The following is a 20,869-nucleotide window of genomic DNA, read 5'->3' on the forward strand; positions in this document are numbered from 1 at the left end:
AACAAATTAAGTTTTTTAGTAAAATCAGGCTTACCAGATTACCGGTCGCTATTTAGCAGAGCAAGACAAAATTTTCGGTTAGCGCCAAGCCAGGTCTTTCTTGTTACCGTTATTCAAACAGGCATATTTATGCTGTTTTCGGCTTTAGCCGCTGTCTCAATGATTTAACGCATGGCTTGCTTTTCTGATCAGGCTGATTTGCGCTGGTTTCCGCAAGCTGAAAAAGCAAAAATGCCAGCAAATTTGCTGGCATTTTTCTAGTACAAAAGTATTACAAGTCGGCTTCAAACTCGGCCGGAATGGCCTCTTCAATTACTTTTTCACCCGGTTTCAGTAACAAGCGGCTGCGTAATTCTTTTTCAATTTCATCAGCAATCGCCGGATTTTCAGTCAGATACTTCATCGCGTTTGCTTTACCCTGACCAATTTTATTGCCCTGATAGGCATACCATGCACCGGATTTATCGACCAGCCCTTGAGCCACACCTAAATCGATCAGCTCGCCGTTTTTATTAATACCGGCACCATACTGAATAATAAACTCGGCCTGTTTAAACGGCGGTGCCACTTTGTTTTTAACCACTTTTACCCGGGTTTCATTACCGGTAATTTCATCGCCTTCTTTCACCGAGCCAATCCGGCGGATATCCAGCCGCACCGAGGCATAAAATTTCAGCGCATTACCACCGGTCGTGGTTTCCGGGTTACCAAACATCACGCCGATTTTCATCCGGATCTGGTTAATAAAAATACATAAGGTATTAGAGCGTTTAATATTACCGGTCAGCTTACGCAGTGCCTGTGACATTAACCGGGCCTGTAAACCCATATGGCTGTCGCCCATGTCACCTTCAATTTCTGCTTTGGGTGTTAACGCGGCAACCGAGTCGACGACGACGACATCCACCGCCGCAGAACGCACCAGCATGTCACAGATTTCCAGCGCCTGTTCACCGGTATCGGGCTGTGACACCAGCAAATCTTCCACTTTTACGCCCAGCTTTTTAGCATAAACCGGATCAAGCGCGTGCTCCGCGTCGATAAAGGCACAGGTTTTACCGGCTTTTTGCGCTTCAGCAATAACCTGCAAGGTTAAGGTAGTTTTACCTGATGACTCAGGACCATAAATTTCAACAATCCGGCCGTACGGCAAGCCGCCTATACCAAGCGCAATATCCAGCCCCAGCGAGCCGGTTGATACTGAGGCAATATCCAGTGCCGTGCTGTCACCCAGGCGCATAATAGAACCTTTACCAAACTGACGCTCGATTTGGGTCAGGGCGGCGCCCAGGGCTTTTTGCTTATTGTCGTCCATTGTTCACTCCAGAAAATTCGGCTTGCATAAACACTGTATGCTCGTACAGTAGTCTAGTTTAGCAAGGCTGTCAATAATAAGATGCTGTGCTTAAGCGCATAATCAATCGCCTGTTGGCGCACCTGTTCACGGTTGCCGCTAAAGTATTGCAACTGGCTGCTAAGCGCGCCGTTCAGCCAGAAACTAAACCAGACGGTACCCACCGGTTTACTGACAGAGCCGCCACCCGGCCCGGCAATACCGGATACCGCTATCGCCAGCTGCGCATTGGCAGCAGCGGCGGCCCCGCTGGCCATTTCTTTTACCGTTTCATCGCTTACCGCGCCAAATTGTAATAAAGTGGCACTGCGCACACCCAGTAGCTGCTGTTTGGCTTTGTTGCTGTAGGTAACAAAACTGCGGTCCAGATAAGCAGAACTGCCGGCAACAGCGGTTAAATAATAAGCAATGCCACCGCCAGTGCAGGATTCAGCTGTGGTGACGAACCACTTTTTCCGGGATAATAGTGCGCCCAGCTCGGCAGCAAGTTGCTGAGTATCGGTTGCAGGTACCATAGCCATTCCAACAGGGAAATCAGAGTTACATTATGCCGTCAGACCAGAAACCGGAGCAAGCCCTAAGCAGTCATACCCCGATGATGCAGCAATACCTGGCACTGAAAAGTGAACATCCGTCGATATTGCTGTTTTACCGGATGGGTGATTTTTATGAATTATTCTTCGATGACGCAAAAAAAGCCGCAGCGCTGCTGGATATTTCGCTGACTAAACGCGGCCAGAGCGCCGGTCAGCCGATCCCGATGGCAGGCGTGCCCTACCATGCCGTAGAAGGTTATCTGGCCCGGCTGGTGCAGCTGGGCGAGTCGGTAGCTATTTGTGAACAGATTGGCGACCCGGCCACCAGTAAGGGCCCGGTAGAGCGCAAAGTGGTGCGGATTGTGACCCCGGGCACCGTTACCGACGAGGCACTGTTAAACGAGCGCCAGGATAATTTACTCTGTGCAGTATACGAGCAGCGTGGTCAGTTTGGTCTGGCCCAGCTCGATTTAAGTGCCGGCCGTTTTTTAATTAACCAGGTGACCGGCAGCAGCGATCTGACCGCCCTGTTACAGCGGCTTAATCCGGCAGAATTACTGTACCCGGAATTATTCAGCCAGCCAGAACTGTTGCAGCAGCGTAAAGGCGCAAGACGCCGGCCAGAGTGGGAATTTGAACTGGCCACAGCTAAACGCTTATTGTGCCAGCAATTCGGTACCAAAGACTTACTCAGCTTTGGCGTCGACGAGGCCCCGGTTGCGCTGATGGCCGCCGGTTGCCTGATGCAATATGTCAAAGATACCCAGCGGGCCAGCCTGCCGCATATCCGGGCTATCGCGCTGGAACGGGCCGACGATTATATTGTGCTCGATGCCGCCACCAGACGTAATCTGGAGCTTACCCAGAACCTGAGCGGCGGTTATGACAACACCCTGGCCTCGGTACTTGATCGCAATCAGACTGCGATGGGTTCACGCTTATTAAAACGCTGGATCCATGCACCGCTGCGCAATCAGGCCGACGTCAATGCCCGGCTTGAAACGGTGCAGGAACTGACTGATGATGTTGAAAGTCTGCAGCCGGCACTGAAAAATATTGGCGATATTGAACGGGTGATTGCCCGGCTGGCGCTCAGAAGTGCCAGGCCACGCGATTTTGCCAGGCTGCGCCAGGCGCTGGCGCAATTGCCGGCGCTGGCGCAGGATTTACGCTTTGCCACTACCACACTGTTGCAACGGATAGCCCGGGACAGTGAGCCGCTGCCTGAGCTACAGCAACTGTTAACCGAGGCCATTGTCGAGGCGCCGCCGGTCCTTATCCGCGATGGCGGCGTGATTGCCGATGGTTACCACAGCGAGCTGGATCATTTCCGGGCACTGGCTACCGGCGCCACCGATTATCTGGCTGAACTGGAACTGCGCGAGCGCGAGCGTACCGGCATCGCCTCGCTAAAGGTCGGCTTTAACCGGGTGCATGGTTATTATATTGAAACCGGCCGCAGCAGCGACAGCAAAGTACCGCCCGAATATATCCGGCGCCAGACCCTGAAAAATAACGAACGCTATATTATTCCCGAGTTAAAGGAATATGAAGATAAGGTGCTGGGCAGCCAGAGCCAGGCGCTGGCGCTGGAAAAGCAGTTATATGAGCAATTATTTGAGCAGGTAAGTCCTTATTTAAGTCAGCTGCAGCAGCTGGCGCAGGCACTGGCCGAGCTTGATGTGCTGTGCACCTTTGCCGAGCGCGCGCTGAGCCTTAATTACTGCCGGCCGCAATTACAAAGCCAGCCGGGCATTAAACTTGAGCAAGGCCGCCACCCGGTGGTGGAACAGGTACTGACTGAGCCTTTTATCGCCAACCCGCTAAATCTTAATGCCAGCCGGCGGATGCTGATGGTCACCGGACCTAATATGGGCGGTAAATCCACCTATATGCGCCAGACCGCGCTGATTACCCTGATGGCCTATATCGGCTGCTATGTGCCGGCCGCCAGCGCCGTGCTCGGCCCGATTGACCGCATTTTCACCCGGATTGGTGCCTCTGATGATTTAGCATCGGGCCGCTCGACCTTTATGGTGGAAATGAGTGAAACAGCAACGATTCTGCACCATGCTACTGAACATAGTCTGGTGCTGATGGATGAAATTGGCCGCGGTACCAGCACCTATGATGGCTTGAGCCTGGCCTGGGCCTGTGCTGATTATCTGGCCACCCGGATAAAAGCCCTGACCTTATTTGCCACCCATTATTTTGAACTGACCGAACTGGCCGCCACGCTGGACGGCGTGGTTAATGTCCATTTAGATGCAGTAGAGCATGGCGATGAAATAGTATTTATGCACCATGTGCAGGATGGCGCTGCCAGTAAAAGCTTTGGCCTGCAGGTCGCCCAGCTGGCCGGCGTGCCTAAAGCCGTTATTAACCAGGCCAGACAAAAGCTCAGCCAGCTGGAACAACAAGGCAGGGACCAGCTGCAACCCTCAGCAGCTGCACCAATAACAGCACAAACCAATTCGGCGCGGCAGCCTGAGCAGCAGCAACAACTATCGCTAATCCCAACTGAGCACCCGTTACTGCGCCAGCTTGCGGCCATTAACCCGGACGAGCTGAGTGCCCGCCAGGCTCTGGATTTACTGTATCAACTGAGCCGGGATGCGAAGGAAGCCTGATGGTATTAAAAGATCTGAGTTTATCGGCAGTCGTTGCCGGTTTTGTTGCGGTGCTGGTCGGTTTTGCCAGCTCAGTGGCCATTGTGTTTCAGGCAGCCAGCGCAGCCGGTGCCAGCAATGAAATTATGGCGTCATGGCTGCTGGCGCTCGGTATTGGGATGGCGGTAACCTGTATTGGTTTGTCGTGGTATTACAAGGCGCCGGTGATCACGGCCTGGTCAACACCGGGCGCCGCACTGCTGGCGACCAGCTTGCAGGGACTGAGCATTGAGCAGGCCACCGGGGTGTTTATTTTCACTGCTGTGCTGGGGCTTATTATTGGTATCAGCGGCTGGTTTGAAAAGCTGACTAAACTTATTCCGCTGCCACTGGCCAGTGCGATGCTGGCCGGCATTTTACTGCAGTTTGGTTTTGCTGTGTTCAGCTCAATGCAAAGCCAGGGCCTGTTAGTCGGCATTATGTGTCTGGTGTATCTAATCGCTAAAGTGTTTTTTGCACGCTATGCCATTTTGCTGGTGATGCTAAGCGGCATTATCATGGTAGTCGTTGCTGGCAGCCTGGATTTATCAGACGTCAGCCTGAGTCTGGCACAGCCGGTCTGGGTCACGCCGGAATTTTCAATCAGTGCCCTTATCGGGGTTGGTCTGCCATTGCTGCTGGTCACAATGGCCTCGCAGAATATTCCGGGGGTGGCGGTGCTTCGGGCCAGTGGCTATCAGACGCCGGTATCACCGCTTATCAGCAGCACTGCGCTCAGCACCCTGCTGCTGGCGCCTTTTGGCGCGTTTTCGATAAATCTGGCCGCCATTACCGCGGCGATCTGTACCGGCACGGAGGCGCATCCACAACCAGCAAAGCGCTATATTGCCGGCATTGCTGCCGGGATATTTTACTTACTGGCCGGTTTAGCCGGCGCCACTGTGGTTGCGCTGTTTGCTGCATTTCCAACCGAAATGGTAGCGGCGCTGGCTGGCCTTGCGCTGATCAGCACCATTGCCGCTAATCTGGCGACGACCACCAGCGATCCGAAATACCGGGATGCGGCGGTGATCACCTTACTGGTGACCGCCTCCGGTGCCAGTTTTTTTGGTCTGGCATCGGCATTCTGGGGCTTAATCGCCGGCGCCCTGACGGTACTTATTCAACAACGAGCCAGTGTTTAACAAAAAGACAGTGCCGGCAATTAAAGCCGGCACCTGTTAATTAACGCAGTGGGTTAGCATGCGCTGCACCGCGGAATATCGCGTTAATATACAGTAAGTGCATACCATCGACATAAGCGCGGAAGTTCGGCTCCTGGGTAAAGCTGACTACCTGGCCCTTGCCAACGGCCTGCACCATCACCAGCGGCTTATGAGCGATTTGCTCCCGGTTTTCCTGCCAGACAAAGCCGCCGGCCAGCAGATTTTCGGCTGTGGCAAAGCTGACCACATTACGGCCATCGGCAATTGTCAGTGGCTGATACACCTGATTACCAACATACAGGCTGTTAACAGTGGCAGGCACACCGGCGGTTAACCAGTGCAGCGGGTCAACGTCAGCACGGGCAATAAAGCCAGGCACCCAGTCCGGATCAGCCTTTTGTGGCACCAGCCACTGCTGATACTCTTCCGGGTTTTTAATAATACTGCCGGCAACCATGCTGTCTTTTTCGGTTTTTTTGGCTTCTCCTTCCCGCACTTTGTATTCACGTTTGCTGCTTAACAATGGCGTGTCACCGGCGATTAATAAATCGGTGGCATTGCCCAGGGCAATCAGCACCCCACCACGCTCTACAAAGCTGCGAAGTGTTGCCTGGCCGCTGCTGCCAAGCGCTTGCTGATAGCTGCCGCGACTAGTGGCGGGCACGATTAATACCTGATAGTGGCTTAAATCTGCCCCTGCCAGCTGCGCCGGCCGGATGGCCGTTACCGGATAATTTAAATTACGCTCGACGATAAAGCGGGCACTGCCGGCACTAAGCGGATTAGCGGGCTCATCCCAGAGCATGGCAATATTTATCTGAGGCAGGGTTTTCACATTAACCGAGCCAAAATTAGGCCCGTCGCTAACCCAGCTGCTGTTTATGCCGGTTACCGTCGCACCACTCTCTGTTGCCAGTTGCCCGATAGTAGCCGCCAGCTCCGGCCCATTATCGGCGTTACTGATAATCAGTGAACCCGCCGGATAACGCTGGCCGTTCTGATGGGTAAAGGCTAAATCACTGCTTTTCAGTGTTAAGCCCTGCTGCAATGCCGCACTGGCAAAACGGGCCGCCGCCATATCGCCCCACGGAACTATATAGCCATAGTCAGGTTTTGAATTAGTCACGCTTCCAGCCAGGATTCGCTCACTGCTAACGGCTGTGGTGGCAACCTTAACCTGACGGTTACAGCGGTCTACTGCCAGGTTATACATCAGCGGCAGTGACCAGGCGGTCACATCATAAATCTGATCCGGCAGATTGTTCGCCCGGCGCTGCTCCTGCTTGGCTATAAACTCCTTATCCATCGGCACGGTATCGTCCAGCAGGGTGCGGATTAAATGATAGCTTGGCTGCGCGGCATTAATCACATAACTGCCGGCCTGATAGCTCTGACCGCAGGCTTTAAAGGCTTCAGTCGCTTTGCCGACAGTGATGCCGTGCTCGCTCAGCACAGCGCTTAATTTAATATGGCCGGCAATGTCGCGTTCAGCCGGGAAAATATAGCTTTGTACCGGGCCGGTACTGCCCTGTTTAATGGCGTCTTTGCGGTACTGATAAAAGTTTTCTAACAGCGCGGGCGCACGCTGACTGGCGGTTTCGATGGTGGCCATAAAGGCAACAAAATTGCGCTGCACCGTATCAGCAAAGGTCAGAATATCACCATCCGCCTTGCGATACTTATGGCCGCGGGCTGACGCGACCTCGTAAGTCATGGCAATACTGCCGTGATACAACGGCCAGCTGGCGCCGTAGCCCGGGTAGAACGCGTCGAAAATTTCCCGGGTAAAATAATCGTATCCAAACTTATCAAACCAATGGGCATTGTTTTTACCCAGCCATTGCAGGCTCTGGCGCTGATTTGGCTGAATATGCGGGTTGTACGGTTCGGCTTCCGGGCTGAAGTAATAGCCCATATCGCCGCCCATTTCATGTGAGTCGACAAACACCAACGGATATACCTGTTGCAGCGCTTTGACCCGGCCCCGGGTTTCCGGCTGGGTTAATGAAATCCAGTCGCGGTTCATATCAAATAAATAGTGGTTAGTCCGACCATTAGGCCAGGGCTCATTATGCTCGGCAGAGCGCCGGTCGGCTGAATGCTCCAGGCCAACTGTGGCATAATAACGGCTGACAAAACGGCTGCGACCATCCGGGTTTTGCAGCGGGTCGATATATACCAGGGTATTTTCAAGTAATCCGGCCGTTTGCGGGCTTTGATCAGCCAGTAAGTGATAGGCCAGCGCCATAGCGGACTCTGGCGGGCTTATTTCATTGCCATGCAGCGAGCTGGCAATCCAGACACTGGCCGGCAGCGCGTCAATCAGCTGCGCCGCATCACGCTCGGTCAGGTTCTGTGGATTAGCCAGTTGCTGCATCTGCTGCTGAATATCAGTCAGCCTGCTGATATGCTGCTCACTGCCAATCACCACATAATACAGTGGCCGCTCCTGCCAGCTCTGACCATAAGGCACCAGCTTTATTTGCTTTGGATGCGCCGCTGCCAGCTGTTCAAAATACTGTTTTATCGCCCCGGGCTCAGAAATCCGGTCGCCCAGCGGATAGCCCAGCACCTGTTCAACTGATCGAACAGTCTGGTTGTAATCACTGTTTGGAAAAACCGGTACCGCCAGACTGGCGGCTGAGCACAAGCCCAAAGCGGCGAGCAGCGCAGTAGTTTTGAATAGAGACATGGAAAACCCTTTTTTATTGTTGCCAGATTAATATCGATACGCTAAGCGGCGCACGCTAAAGATGCAACATGAAGCGCTACTGATTGCGACCAACAGTGCCAGGGCTAAGTCAGGCGTTTAATCAATCATTAACGGCTGCAATAAAAACGGGCGCCACAGCGCCCGTTTTCAATACAATTAACAACTAATCCTGAAACAAGGTTTCAATATTTAAGCCCTGATGGGTGACAATTTCTTTTAAGCGGCGCAGCGCTTCCACCTGAATTTGCCGCACCCGCTCCCGGGTTAAACCAATTTCATGGCCAACATCTTCCAGGGTAGAAGGCTCGTATCCCAATAAACCAAAGCGGCGGGCCAGTACCTCGCGTTGCTTCGGGTTCAGCTCATCCAGCCATAACACCAGATGCTGGCGGATATCCTCGTCCTGCAATTCGTTTTCAGGTCCCAGCTCTTTTTCGTCAGCTATCACGTCAAGCAACTGCTTTTCTGATGCGCCGGCTACCGGCATATCGACTGAAGTTATTTTTTCATTTAACTTCAGCATTTTACGCACTTCCGCTACCGGCCTGTCCAAGGCAGAGGCGATTTCTTCGGGGGTCGGTTCATGATCGAGCTTCTGCGATAATTCCCGGGCGGCGCGCAGATAAATATTAAGCTCTTTTACCACATGAATCGGCAGCCGGATCGTCCGGGTCTGGTTCATAATGGCGCGTTCAATGGTCTGACGGATCCACCAGGTTGCGTAGGTGGAGAAGCGAAAACCGCGTTCGGGGTCGAACTTTTCAACAGCCCGGATCAGGCCAAGGTTACCTTCTTCAATTAAATCCAGTAACGCCAGGCCCCGGTTAATATAACGACGGGCAATTTTAACGACTAACCGCAGGTTACTTTCAATCATTCGCTTGCGGGCAGCGGCATCCCCTTTTAGCGACAGTCTGGAAAAATATACCTCTTCTTCAGCGCTTAGCAGCGGCGAAAATCCAATCTCCCCCAGGTAAATCTGAGTGGCGTCCATCGACTTCTGACTATCATCTTTAGCGAATACTTCGTCTGCGATAATTTCTTCGCCGACCAGCTCGGTAACATCCGGCTCCATCTCTTCATCGAGCGTGGCAACATCCTCCGCCAGCTCGTCATCTTTTAATTCTACATCTGACTCTACAACGTCATCACTTTTAAGTCCCATATCCTTTCTCCCACGTCTGCCGGGTATCGGGTCTGACTCAGCTACCTTCCTGCCTTCGTGCTTGTGTGCAAATGCTAACCTTTACCGGTTAGTCTCGTTGTCTCGGTATCTCTATGTCAGGGTAAATATCGTAACGGGTCTACCGACTTACCTCTGAAGCGAATTTCAAAGTGCAACCGGCTGTCAGTTGCGTCAGTACTGCCCATTTCAGCAATTTGCTGCCCTGCTTTAATCTGTTGTCGCTCTGCTACCAGAATACGTTTGTTGTGCGCATACGCGCTTAAGTAGTCGTCGTTATGTTTTATAATAATTAAATTACCATAGCCACGCAGCGCGCTGCCGGCATAGACCACCAGGCCGTCAGCAGCCGCATTTATTCTGCTGCCATCCTGCCCCGCAATATCCACGCCTTTGTTGCCATGTTCCAGCGTAGAAAAACGCGAAACTATTTTACCTTTAACCGGCCAGTGCCATTGCACCTTGTTTCCAACTGAGGTATTATTCGCGGTTTTTTGGCGACTTTCTGCAGGTGTAGTCTGACCATAACGTGTTTGATTTGACGACGCAACAGGTTTAGTGGTTTTTGCTGAACTATTTGATTTTGTTTGGTTTGACTTCTTAGTTACAACGCTGCTGCGGCCTGCGCTGGCGGATTTAGCCACCACGGGTTTAGCAGCCGGCGTGCTGCGTGGATTGCGGCTGTTTTTCGTCGCTGCCGGCGCTGACAGCTGTATTTTCTGCCCGGGGTAAATAGTGTAGGGGCTGGAAATGTTATTGCGCCCGGCCAGGGTACGCACATCCAACCCGGCGCGAAATGCGATTGAATACAGGGTATCACCGCGCTGTACCTGATACTGGCTGGCATTCAGGCTCCCCCGGTTGCGCTCCCGGTAAGGGTTTTCCCGCAGCTCAAGTGTGGTTACCGGAGCCGGACCGGAGCTTGAAGTGCAAGCAGCCAGTGCTGTTACCAGCACCACAGGCAGTATTGCATTAAGCCACCGGTCCATTATCCGTTTAATATGCTACTCCTTACTCAGCACCTTTGCCGGCTTGATAAAACAGACGTTCCAAATTCAGCAACAGAGTGATCACCAGGATCCCGGCAACACAGGCAACCACCGCCAGCAGAAAATCGCTGTCTGCCAGTTGCTGATACTGGCCGGGACTCAGCAGTTGTTGCTGAAACTGCCACGGCCAGATCCGATACAAGGCCCCGACAACAACCCCGGTTAACAGTGCCAGGGTGGCATCATGATAATGCTTAAGCAACCAGTTAAGAAATCTTGAAAAGCTCAGTAACCCAATCAGACAGCCGCTGGCAAACAATGCCAGTATGCCAAACTGCAGCTCAGTCACGGCCAGCATCACCGGCGCGTACATGCCCAGAATAAGTAAAATAAAACTGCCAGAGATACCCGGTAAAATCATCGCGCAAATAGCAATTGCACCTGCCAGAAAGAATATATAGGGTGCAGGTTCGAGTTGCACCGGTGCCAGTGAGCCAACCACCACCGCAAACATCACGCCAAGCAACAATAACAGCCCCCGCACCATCGTCCAGCTGACACTGCGCAACAATACCGGCAATGATGCCAGAATCAGGCCGTTAAAAAAGGCCCATAATGGTACCGGCCGGTGTATCAGCAAATAACTGATGACATTGGCCAGCGAAAATATACTAAGTAAAATGCCGCTGAATAAACACAACAGAAAGGTGCCGTCAATGTGCTGCCAGAATGCTTTGAGTCGACCACGCAGTAATAATTTTACTGCAGTTATATTAACGGCGCTGATAGCGGCCAACAGCCGTTCATAAACCCCCAGAATAAATGCCAGGGTGCCACCGGACACCCCGGGCACCACATCAGCAGCGCCCATTGCCAGCCCTTTAATCAGCCATTGCAAATAATGTTTCATAATCCGTTATTACCGCCTCTTACTACCTGTCCGTTACCCTAATTCACCCGGCACCAGCGGCACAAAGCGCACCGCTTCAATATCCTGACTGCTGAACGAATCAGCGTTACGCTGATACACCCTCAGCACCTGTTCTTTCGCGCCAACCGGAATAACCAGCCGGCCACCATCTGCTAACTGCTGTAATAAAGCGGCCGGCACTTCAGCCGGCGCAGCGGTAACAATAATACTGTCAAACGGTGCTTTACTGGGCCAGCCAAGCCAGCCATCGCCATGTTTCATTGACACATTATGTAAGTCGAGTTGTTGCAAGCGGCGCTTGGCCTGAAATTGCAGCGCTTTAATTCGCTCCACCGAGCAGACATGGCTGAATAAATGGGCCAGGATAGCGGTCTGGTAGCCCGAGCCGGTGCCAATCTCCAACAGCTTGCCCGGCGCTTTGCCCTGCAGTAACAACTGGGTCATCCGCGCCACGATATAAGGCTGGGAAATGGTCTGGCCCTGGCCGATTGGCAAGGCCGTATTTTCGTAGGCTTTATGGGCCAGCACCGCTTCGACAAATAAATGACGGGGCACCTGCGACACGGCCTGTAATACCGCGTTGTCACTGATCCCTTCACTGCGCAATTTTTGTGCTAATACCGCTGCACTGCGGGCTGTTGCTACTGCCATAATTACAACCTGATCCCCGCTAACCATTGCTCCAGCGTATCCATACTTTTATATGCCGACATATCGACATGCAGCGGTGTTACCGATGCATAGCCATTAGCAATGGCGTAAAAGTCAGTCCCCTCGCCCGCATCCAGCTCTGGCCCTAATGAGCCGTACCAGTATATTTTCCGGCCCCAGGGATCAGTATCACTACTCATGGTTTCTGCTTTGTGTCGTCTGCCAAGCCGGGTAACCATAATGCCTTTTAACTCGCTAAGCGCAATAGCCGGTACATTAATATTTAAAATCTGATCGGCGGGCAGTGGATGCGACTTCAGCTTTTTAATCACTTCAACCGTAACGTGCGCCGCGGTAGCAAAATGCGCTTCTTCCCGACCGGCCAGTGATACAGCTATCGCCGGCAAGCCAAGATGGCGGCCTTCGGTAGCGGCAGCCACGGTGCCGGAGTACAACACATCGTCACCGAGGTTAGCGCCATGATTTATGCCGGCAACGACTAAATCGGGGGTGAAATCCAATAACTGGCTAATCGCCAGGTGGACACAATCGGTAGGCGTACCACTAACAGCAATAAAGCCGTTATCGAGCGTCTGAGCACGTAATGGATTGAGCAAGGTCAATGAGTTACTGGCCCCGCTGCAATTGCGATCGGGGCCGACGGTGGTCACTTCAGCTATCTGGCAGAGCGCTTGCTGCAATACCTGGATGCCTTTGGCGTACACTCCGTCATCATTGCTCAGTAAAATTCGCATAGCAACTCCACATCTTTAGTCCAATTCGGCCAATGGCCGGCTGCCATCCCTATAGCAGGCTAATTCTCGCAGCACACTGGTCGCAAAACAACCCGCGGGCAAGGCAAAACTTAAGCTAACACTGTCTGCTGTTACTGCTGCGCCAGGGTTTTGCGGTACCAGCCTGATACTGCGCCGTGCCCCCTGTAACCGGTAGTCAACCAGGCCCTGACACCAGCGCTGATAAGGCGCCAGCGCCTGACACTCCAGTTGCTCAGCCTGCTGACTGACGACAGCCCCCTCCAGCCCTACCAAAGGTGCCGTGGGATGAACATCGCCGGCAAGCAGTCGCTGCTGCAAAGTGCTGTCGGCGTTATCGACCTGAAAAATTGAGCCGCTGCCATCTAATTGCAGAATATCACCGTCCAGCACCTGATTAAACAAGCCCCGGGCAATCCGTTCTGATAACACAGTATTGAACAAATAAGAGCGGCTGGCTGACAGCGCCAGGCCGCGGATCTGGCGGTCGGCTATTTTCTCACCGCCAAACAAACTGTCTGCCAGGGCCAGGTTAGCACCTGCCCGGCCAAAGCGCTGCTCACCATAATAGTTTGGTACCCCGTTTTTAATCTGCGCCAGCCGTTCCAGCAAGGCTTCGGGGTTGCTGACATCGGTCAGGGTCAGCTGAAAATGGTTGGCTTTTAACGCGCCCAACCGCAATTTACGGTGATGGCGAACCACCTGTAAAATGCGACTGTCTTCAATTTGCCAGTCCTGCCAGTTAAGCTCCTGCTTAATCGGCCATTTAAAACAAAACCATTGCCGGGTCAGCGCATGACGGTCTTTTAAACCAGCATAACTGATATCGCGCATTCGCAGGCCGGTAAGGCGGGCTAATTGCCTGGCGACATACTGAGTATTCTGGCCCCGCTTTTCAATTTGCAGCAGCAGATGCTCGCCGCTGCCACTGGGTTCAAAGTTCAGTTGCTCATCAACAATAAAATGTTCCGGCGCACTGCGGATAGTGGCAGTGACAGCAGGTTTACCATACAAATACTGCCATTGTGGTAATTGCGGGCTTGCGACTGCACTCATTGCGGCTTAACCAGTAACACCACGGCTTCGGCAGCAATACCTTCTTTGCGCCCGACAAACCCCAGCTGCTCGGTCGTGGTCGCTTTGACATTTATCTGGCTGATGTCCGCCGCTAAATCGGCAGCCATATTCTGGCGCATCGCATTGATATGCGGCGCCATTTTGGGTGCCTGCGCCATAATAGTCACATCCAGATTATTTAGCTGATAACCGGCTTTTTGGACGTCAGTAAATACTTTTCGCAGCAGAATACGACTATCAATACCTTTATATGCCGGGTCGTTATCGGGAAAGTGATGGCCAATATCACCCAGGGCCAGTGCGCCTAACAACGCATCAGCTACCGCATGCAGCACCACATCGCCATCAGAATGTGCCACTAAGCCGGCGATATAATCAATCTTTACCCCAGCCAGGGTTACCGGGCCTGGCCCGCCAAAAGCGTGCACGTCAAAACCATGACCTATCCGAAAATTCATGTAGTTGTCTGCTCCAGCTGTTGTTGCTCCAGATGTTGTTGCTCAAGACGCTGTTGATCAAAAATATAGGCCGCCAGGGTTAAATCCGCCGGGCGGGTAATTTTAATATTGTCAGCCTGGCCTTCTACCAGTAATACCGGCTGGCCAGCCCACTCCATTGCTGACGCTTCATCAGTAATGGTTACCCCGGCAGTCAATGCGTCGGTTATCGCCTGGCGCAGTTGCCCGGTCGGGAACAACTGCGGAGTCAGTGCATGCCATAGTTGCTCACGCTCCACTGTGCCGGCCACCAGGTTGCCGCTCGTTGCAGCAATACCGCGTTTCATGGTATCGCGCACCGGGCAGGCCAGAATGCCGCCATGTCCTGCTTGCAGGCAACGGTTAATCAGAGTTGTGATATCGGCTTCGCGGATGAGCGGCCGCGCTGCATCATGCACCAGAACCCAGGGGTAAACGTTGGCATCAATTTGCTTAAGCGCGTTCAGCACCGAATAAACGCGCTCGCTACCGCCGGCTACCCGCTCAACTGCCTTGTCCGCCAACGAGGTCGCAGCAAAATAGGGATCGGCTTTATCCAGTGCCAACCACAGCGCACTCAGCAGTGGATGACTGCAAATCCGCCCGACGCTGTGTTCAAGAATGGTTTTACCATGGAGGGTTAAATATTGTTTCGGGATAGCGGACTGCATTCGCTTACCGACACCGGCAGCGGGGATCACAGCGGCGATGGCCGGGACGAGCGCTGCGGTCATGGTTTGTCCTTTGCCGGAACCTGCTGCACTTCAGTCTGCACTATCCGGAAAAACACTTCGTCTTCACCTATTAAGCCCAGCTCATTGCGCGCCCGCTCTTCAATGGCTTCCAGACCTTGCTGCAAATCGGTTACATCAGCCATCAACATCCGGTTACGTTTCTGTAATTCCTGATTGCTGGCACGCTGGGTGGCAATTTCGTCCAGTCGCTGCAGATAGTCGGTCACGCTATACTGACCAAACCACAAACGATATTGCAGCAGGCAAAAAAGGATCAGCAATATTCCGGTGAGCAGTCGCATAAGCCAGTATCTGTTAATAATCTGGCTTTATTATGCTGGCTTGCACCCGCGCTGCAAAGCCCTAATTGCGGCGATAGCATGAAAAATTAACGATTAGCGGCTTATTTGGGGGCGCGGGGTGCCTGATAGGGTTTAGCGAAGTTGTGCCAGTTTAACCTGCTGGTTAATAACAATTCCCGTAAACTCAGCACCCTGGGGGCTTTTCGTTCATTATTTGACCACTGATGCCCGCAACAGGCCGCAGTAACAATGGCCTTATTCGGTTTTAATAAAAACTTACTAACGTTGTCACTCTGCAGCGGCGTACCATTAAAGCTGAACCAGCCATGCTCGTTACAATGCAGCCGCTCACCTGCGGTATCCACCTCATCTACTGTATCCAGCACAATGAGTTCCTGGGTCAGCTGCTCGACGTAAACCGGCACTATCAGACCCGGTTTAGCCGCTTTCTGGTAGAAACTGGCAATAGGATCGGCCTGCTGTTTACGGGCCGGACAGCTGGCAGGCTGTTTATAAAACCAGGACGCATTCTGACTGTCCAACTTAAGCTCACTCTGACAGCTAACAATATTGGCCGCAGCCCGGCGGATATAAAACGGCAGCGCGGCCAGGCGTTTTTGCAACAACGGCAACTGCTCCGCACTCATTTTTGCCAGACGCAGCAGTTCACGCTCATACAAAGCGTTGCAAAGCTCGGTATAAGTCTGGTTATCGCTGGATACCTGCCAGAAATGTGGCTGGTTGCTCAGAGGCTCAATCATCCGCTGATGTTAGCCAATCGGTTGTCCCTTGTAAAAGCAAAAGTGGCAGCAACCCTATAAAAAATGCTAGTTTAGCGTATCGAACAACCTTGATAGTCATCGTTTATGAACCGCCGTCAATTTATTAAAGCCAGTGTACTGACACCGGTAGCACTTATTTTAACCAGTAAACTGGTGGCCACGCTGCGGCCTTATCCGCTGTCAGATATTCTGGTGCAACTGAAAGCCTTACCACCAGAGCGCTTAGCCAGCAGCGGCCGCTGGAATGCCAGCCAGATTTTGCAACACTGTGCTCAGAGTATCAGTTACTCCATATATGGCTATCCACAAGCCCACTCGCCGTTATTTCAGTACACGATTGGCAAACTGGCTGTTAACGCTTTTGCCGCAACCGGTACCCTGCACCACCCACTGGATGAAGCCATCCCGGGGGCACCGCCGCTGGAGCCGGCCCTGCCTAACGACGTGGCGCTGCGGGAACTGATTTACACTGTGCAACAGTTTATGGACTGGCAAGGCCAGATGCAGCCACACTTTGCCTTTGGCAGCCTGACCAAAGCACAGTACTACAGCGTGCACCATCTGCACCTGCAAAGCCATTTAGCCCAAATCAGTATCGGCCCGCAATAAATAACAAAGCCACCTGACGGTGGCTTTGTTATTTAGGTAACCCGGAAACAGTCAGCCGTTACTGGCCTTTAATTTCGCTGCGGCCTTTATAAGGCGCTTTAGTACCCAGCTCCTGCTCAATACGCAGTAACTGGTTATACTTAGCTACCCGGTCCGAGCGGCACAGTGAACCGGTTTTAATCTGGCCGGCGGCGGTGCCTACCGCTAAATCAGCGATAAAGGCATCTTCGGTTTCGCCACTGCGATGAGAAATAACCGCAGTAAAGCCAGCATCTTTAGCCATTTTAATTGCAGCCAGGGTTTCGGTTAACGAACCGATCTGGTTAAACTTAATTAAAATTGAGTTAGCAATGCCCTGCTCGATACCGCGGCTTAAAATTTTGGTGTTGGTAACAAACAAATCATCACCGACCAGCTGCACTTTGCTGCCAATTTTATTGGTTAAGTCCTGCCAGCCGTCCCAGTCGCTTTCATCCAGGCCATCTTCAATCGAGACGATAGGATAACGCTGAGTTAAACCGGCTAAATAGTCGTTAAAGCCAAAGGAGTCGAAGCTTTTGTTCTCGCCGCCCAGCACATATTTGCCGTCTTTGTAGAACTCGGTAGCCGCACAGTCCAGCGCCAGCGTCACGTCTTTATCCATCTGGTAACCGGCCGCTTTTATCGCTTCAACGATGACGCTCAGGGCTTCTTCGTTTGATTTCAGATCTGGTGCAAAGCCACCTTCATCGCCCACTGCCGTATTCAGGCCGCGCTTTTGCAGCTCTTTTTTCAGGCTGTGGAAAATCTCCGCGCCCATCCGCAAAGCTTCAGCAAAGGTCTTGGCGCCAACCGGCTGCACCATAAATTCCTGAATATCGACGTTGTTATCGGCATGCTCACCACCGTTGATAATATTCATCATCGGTACCGGCATGCTGTAAACGCCCGGCGTACCGTTTAAATCGGCAATGTGCTGGTACAATGGGATCTTTTTATCGGCAGCAGCAGCGCGGGCCACCGCCAGTGATACCGCCAGTATCGCATTAGCACCCAGTTTGCTTTTGGTATCCGTGCCATCCAAATCAATCATGATCTGGTCAATTTCGGCCTGCTGATAAGCATTTTTACCCTTTAATGCGCTCTGGATAGGACCATCAATATTGGCGACCGCTTTGGTCACGCCTTTACCTAAGTAACGGCCTTTATCACCGTCGCGCAGCTCTAACGCTTCGCGTGAACCGGTAGAGGCACCTGATGGCGCACAGCCACGGCCCATCGCGCCACTGGCTAAATACACATCGGCTTCTACCGTCGGGTTACCGCGTGAGTCCATAATTTCACGGGCAATAATTTTTACAATTTCAGACATGCTAGCTATCCCCTGTTCTAAAACGAAAAAGCCGGGACATCCGCCCGGCTTAGCAAAAGTTATACGCGTTGCTTTTTCTGGAATTTGTACGCCGCAGCGACAAACGCCTGAAACAGCGGGTGACCATCACGTGGGGTCGAATTAAATTCCGGGTGGAACTGACCGGCAACAAAAAACGGGTGCGATGGAATTTCAATCATCTCAACCAGTTGATTATCGGCCGATAAGCCCGATACCACTAACCCAGCCTCTTCTAGTTTTGGCCGTAAGTTGTTATTCACTTCATAACGGTGACGATGCCGCTCCTGAATAACTGCTTTGCCATAAATCTCGCGGGCCTTGGTATTATCAATCAGGTTACAGTTCTGGCTGCCCAGGCGCATAGTACCGCCTAAGTCTGATTCATCAGAGCGGGTTTCCACTGAACCGGCCGCATCCAGCCATTCGGTAATTAAACCGACCACCGGAAAGGCTGTATCTTTATTAAATTCAGTCGAGTGGGCGCCGGTCATGCCGGCAACATTGCGGGCATAATCAATCAGCGCGACCTGCATTCCCAGACAAATACCAAGGTAAGGTACACCTTGTTCGCGGGCATGTTGCGCAGCCAGAATTTTGCCTTCGATACCGCGCTCGCCAAAGCCGCCCGGTACCAGTATGCCATCGAGCCCGGCTAAGATTGCTACGCCTTTGCTTTCCACATCCTGCGAGTCGATATATTTAATATTGACGCTAACCCGGTTTTTCAGACCAGCATGGCCCAGCGCTTCGTTTACTGACTTATAGGCATCCGGCAGTTCAACGTACTTGCCGACCATACCAATGGTAATCTCGCCGGTCGGGTTCGACTCCTGATACAGCACCTGCTCCCATTCAACCAGATCAGCTTCCGGGGCTTCGATATGAAAACGACGGCAGACTAAATCGTCCAGGCTTTGCGATTTTAATAAGGCCGGTATCTGATAAATGCTTGAAACATCTTTTAAGGAAATAACGGCTTTTTCTTCAACATTGGTAAATAAGGCAATTTTCGCCCGCTCATTGGCTGGTATAGCGCGGTCTGAGCGACAGACCAGAATATCGGGCTGAATACCAATAGAGCGCAGCTCTTTTACGGAATGCTGAGTCGGCTTGGTTTTAATTTCACCGGCAGTGCCTAAATAAGGCACCAGGGTCAGGTGCATAAATAAGGTGCGCTCCCGGCCCACTTCGGTACCCAGCTGGCGGATAGCCTCTAAAAAGGGCAGCGATTCAATATCACCGACAGTGCCGCCAATTTCAACAATCGCAATATCGTAGCCTTCTGCGCCACGCACCACCCGGTTTTTAATCTCATTGGTAATATGCGGTATAACCTGAATGGTGGCGCCTAAGTAATCACCGCGGCGTTCTTTACGCAGCACTTCGGCGTAAATACGGCCCTGGGTAAAGTTATTCAGCTTGGTCATTTTGGTGCGGATAAACCGCTCGTAGTGGCCAAGATCCAGATCAGTTTCAGCACCGTCTTCGGTGACAAAGACCTCACCGTGCTGAATGGGGCTCATCGTGCCCGGGTCGACGTTAATATAGGGGTCAAGTTTGAGGATGGTAACCTTTAAGCCACGCGCTTCCAGAATTGCCGCCAGCGATGCGGCTGCAATGCCTTTACCTAAGGAGGAAACCACGCCACCCGTCACAAAGATATATCTTGTAGTCATGAGACCCCTGAGACAATGTTAATCAATAGAGAAATACCAACACTGCAACAACACCGCTTCGCCGGTGGGTTAACACTGGGCTGTAACAGGTGTGCAAGAATTGGTATCAGGACGGGCGGAAAGTATAGCAAAGGCTTGCCAGCCACTCAATGTAAAGCTGCAGACCAGGATGATTTAATCTGATAGCAACTGTTCCCTCTTGCTGGTCAGCATCTGGCAGCAAACTGGCGGCCAGCGTTTTAGCGCGCTGTTATATTTAAAAAAATCGCCTACGCTTAAATTATGAGCCAAACGGAGACTGCCATGTTTGTATTACTAATCGGCCTGCTGATATTTTTTGCCAGCCATACCTTTCGCTGGTTAACCCCACATTACCGGGACAGGCTTATCGCACAATTGGGAATGCCGGGTTACAAGGCGCTGTATTCTGTTATTTCGTTAATCGCTTTGATTTTTATTGTCTGGGGCTACAGTCTGAGCCGGGCTGATCCGCTGCTCCTGTGGCTACCACCAGTCTGGACCCGGCACCTGGCTGCACTGCTAATGCTGCCGGCGATGATATTGCTGGTGGCAACGTATCTGCCGGGTACCCGTTTAAAGGCCCGGCTGCACCACCCTATGCTGCTGGCTGTAAAAGTCTGGGCGCTGGCCCACCTGATCAGTAACGGCACCCTGGCCGATGTTATCTTGTTTGGCAGCTTTTTAAGCTGGGCGGTAGCCGGTTTTATCTATTGCCGGCGTGAGGACAGAGCAAAGGGCTTCACCGCCGCGCCAGGACGGGTCAGTCGCGATATGCTGGCGCTGTTTGCCGGGGTACTGTTATATTTCATCTTTGCTTTTTATCTGCATCAGCTGTTAATTGGTGCCAGCCCCTTTGCCTGAACCGGTTATTCAGCC

Annotated in this window: 19 protein-coding genes; 4 read left to right on the top strand and 15 right to left on the bottom strand. The window is 52.4% G+C overall.

The genetic code is table 11. From position 1 onward, the window contains the following. Positions 1-271: 271 nt before the first annotated feature. Both recA and R3187_RS11520 read right to left on the bottom strand, forming a co-directional pair. Positions 272-1,315, bottom strand: coding sequence for a recombinase RecA (recA, locus tag R3187_RS11515; protein WP_318967191.1), 1,044 nt, complete (start codon positions 1,313-1,315; stop codon positions 272-274). 53 nt (positions 1,316-1,368) lie between these two features. After that, positions 1,369-1,869: a nicotinamide-nucleotide amidohydrolase family protein gene (locus tag R3187_RS11520; protein ID WP_318967192.1), complete on the bottom strand. Its 501-nt coding sequence runs from the start codon at positions 1,867-1,869 to the stop codon at positions 1,369-1,371. A 32-nt stretch (positions 1,870-1,901) separates the two neighbouring features. Here R3187_RS11520 and mutS point away from each other — a divergent pair, with 32 nt between their 5' ends. Beyond that, entirely contained in the window at positions 1,902-4,520 is a 2,619-nt protein-coding gene (gene mutS, locus R3187_RS11525; protein WP_318967193.1) for a DNA mismatch repair protein MutS, read from the top strand. After that, positions 4,520-5,683, top strand: a complete 1,164-nt coding sequence (locus R3187_RS11530) for a benzoate/H(+) symporter BenE family transporter (protein WP_318967194.1) — start codon at positions 4,520-4,522, stop codon at positions 5,681-5,683. The genes mutS and R3187_RS11530 overlap by 1 nt, the downstream gene beginning before the upstream one ends. A 40-nt stretch (positions 5,684-5,723) precedes the next feature. Here the strand turns inward: R3187_RS11530 and R3187_RS11535 are convergent, their stop codons facing one another. The 11 genes from R3187_RS11535 to R3187_RS11585 all read right to left on the bottom strand — a co-directional run bounded on the left by R3187_RS11535 (position 5,724) and on the right by R3187_RS11585 (position 16,294). Continuing rightward, positions 5,724-8,396 carry a M14 family metallopeptidase gene (locus R3187_RS11535; RefSeq protein ID WP_318967195.1) on the bottom strand — a complete coding sequence of 891 codons (2,673 nt, stop codon included), beginning with the start codon at positions 8,394-8,396 and terminating at the stop codon, positions 5,724-5,726. A gap of 184 nt (positions 8,397-8,580) precedes the next feature. Beyond that, positions 8,581-9,582, bottom strand: coding sequence for an RNA polymerase sigma factor RpoS (gene rpoS / locus R3187_RS11540; protein ID WP_318967196.1), 1,002 nt, complete (start codon positions 9,580-9,582; stop codon positions 8,581-8,583). Positions 9,583-9,698: 116 nt separating this feature from the next. Further along, the gene (locus R3187_RS11545; RefSeq protein WP_318967197.1) at positions 9,699-10,589 is read right to left on the bottom strand and encodes a peptidoglycan DD-metalloendopeptidase family protein; all 891 of its coding nucleotides are present in this window, start codon (positions 10,587-10,589) and stop codon (positions 9,699-9,701) included. 22 nt (positions 10,590-10,611) lie between these two features. Then, entirely contained in the window at positions 10,612-11,499 is an 888-nt protein-coding gene (locus R3187_RS11550) for a DUF368 domain-containing protein (RefSeq protein ID WP_318967198.1), read from the bottom strand. A 33-nt stretch (positions 11,500-11,532) separates the two neighbouring features. Further along, positions 11,533-12,171, bottom strand: a complete 639-nt coding sequence (locus R3187_RS11555; RefSeq protein ID WP_318967199.1) for a protein-L-isoaspartate(D-aspartate) O-methyltransferase — start codon at positions 12,169-12,171, stop codon at positions 11,533-11,535. A gap of 2 nt (positions 12,172-12,173) precedes the next feature. Further along, positions 12,174-12,926, bottom strand: coding sequence for a 5'/3'-nucleotidase SurE (gene surE, locus R3187_RS11560; protein ID WP_318967200.1), 753 nt, complete (start codon positions 12,924-12,926; stop codon positions 12,174-12,176). Between the two features lie 15 nt (positions 12,927-12,941). Continuing rightward, on the bottom strand, positions 12,942-14,000 hold the full coding sequence (gene truD, locus R3187_RS11565; RefSeq protein ID WP_318967201.1) for a tRNA pseudouridine(13) synthase TruD: 1,059 nt from the start codon (positions 13,998-14,000) through the stop codon (positions 12,942-12,944). Next, on the bottom strand, positions 13,997-14,479 hold the full coding sequence (gene ispF / locus R3187_RS11570) for a 2-C-methyl-D-erythritol 2,4-cyclodiphosphate synthase (RefSeq protein WP_318967202.1): 483 nt from the start codon (positions 14,477-14,479) through the stop codon (positions 13,997-13,999). The genes truD and ispF overlap by 4 nt, the downstream gene beginning before the upstream one ends. Next, positions 14,476-15,231, bottom strand: coding sequence for a 2-C-methyl-D-erythritol 4-phosphate cytidylyltransferase (ispD, locus tag R3187_RS11575; protein WP_318967203.1), 756 nt, complete (start codon positions 15,229-15,231; stop codon positions 14,476-14,478). Before ispD ends, ispF begins: the two co-directional genes overlap by 4 nt. After that, complete coding sequence (gene ftsB, locus R3187_RS11580; protein ID WP_318967204.1) at positions 15,228-15,533, bottom strand: cell division protein FtsB; 306 nt, start codon at positions 15,531-15,533, stop codon at positions 15,228-15,230. The genes ispD and ftsB overlap by 4 nt, the downstream gene beginning before the upstream one ends. A 101-nt stretch (positions 15,534-15,634) precedes the next feature. Beyond that, positions 15,635-16,294, bottom strand: coding sequence for a hypothetical protein (locus R3187_RS11585; protein ID WP_318967205.1), 660 nt, complete (start codon positions 16,292-16,294; stop codon positions 15,635-15,637). Positions 16,295-16,399: 105 nt separating this feature from the next. Here R3187_RS11585 and R3187_RS11590 point away from each other — a divergent pair, with 105 nt between their 5' ends. Then, entirely contained in the window at positions 16,400-16,924 is a 525-nt protein-coding gene (locus R3187_RS11590) for a DUF1569 domain-containing protein (protein ID WP_318967206.1), read from the top strand. Between the two features lie 58 nt (positions 16,925-16,982). Here the strand turns inward: R3187_RS11590 and eno are convergent, their stop codons facing one another. Together eno and R3187_RS11600 are read right to left on the bottom strand one after the other, a co-directional pair. Then, positions 16,983-18,275: a phosphopyruvate hydratase gene (gene eno, locus R3187_RS11595; protein ID WP_318967207.1), complete on the bottom strand. Its 1,293-nt coding sequence runs from the start codon at positions 18,273-18,275 to the stop codon at positions 16,983-16,985. A 59-nt stretch (positions 18,276-18,334) separates the two neighbouring features. Further along, positions 18,335-19,972 (bottom strand): CTP synthase, encoded by a 1,638-nt coding sequence (locus R3187_RS11600; RefSeq protein WP_318967208.1) that lies wholly within the window; start codon positions 19,970-19,972, stop codon positions 18,335-18,337. A gap of 303 nt (positions 19,973-20,275) precedes the next feature. On the opposite strand from R3187_RS11600, the gene R3187_RS11605 reads away from it, so the two are divergent. After that, a complete protein-coding gene (locus tag R3187_RS11605) occupies positions 20,276-20,854 on the top strand; it encodes an NnrU family protein (RefSeq protein WP_318967209.1) in 579 nt (192 codons plus the stop codon). Positions 20,855-20,869 lie beyond the last annotated feature (15 nt).

This window comes from Arsukibacterium sp., assembly GCF_033721375.1.
Taxonomy (GTDB): domain Bacteria; phylum Pseudomonadota; class Gammaproteobacteria; order Enterobacterales; family Alteromonadaceae; genus Alishewanella.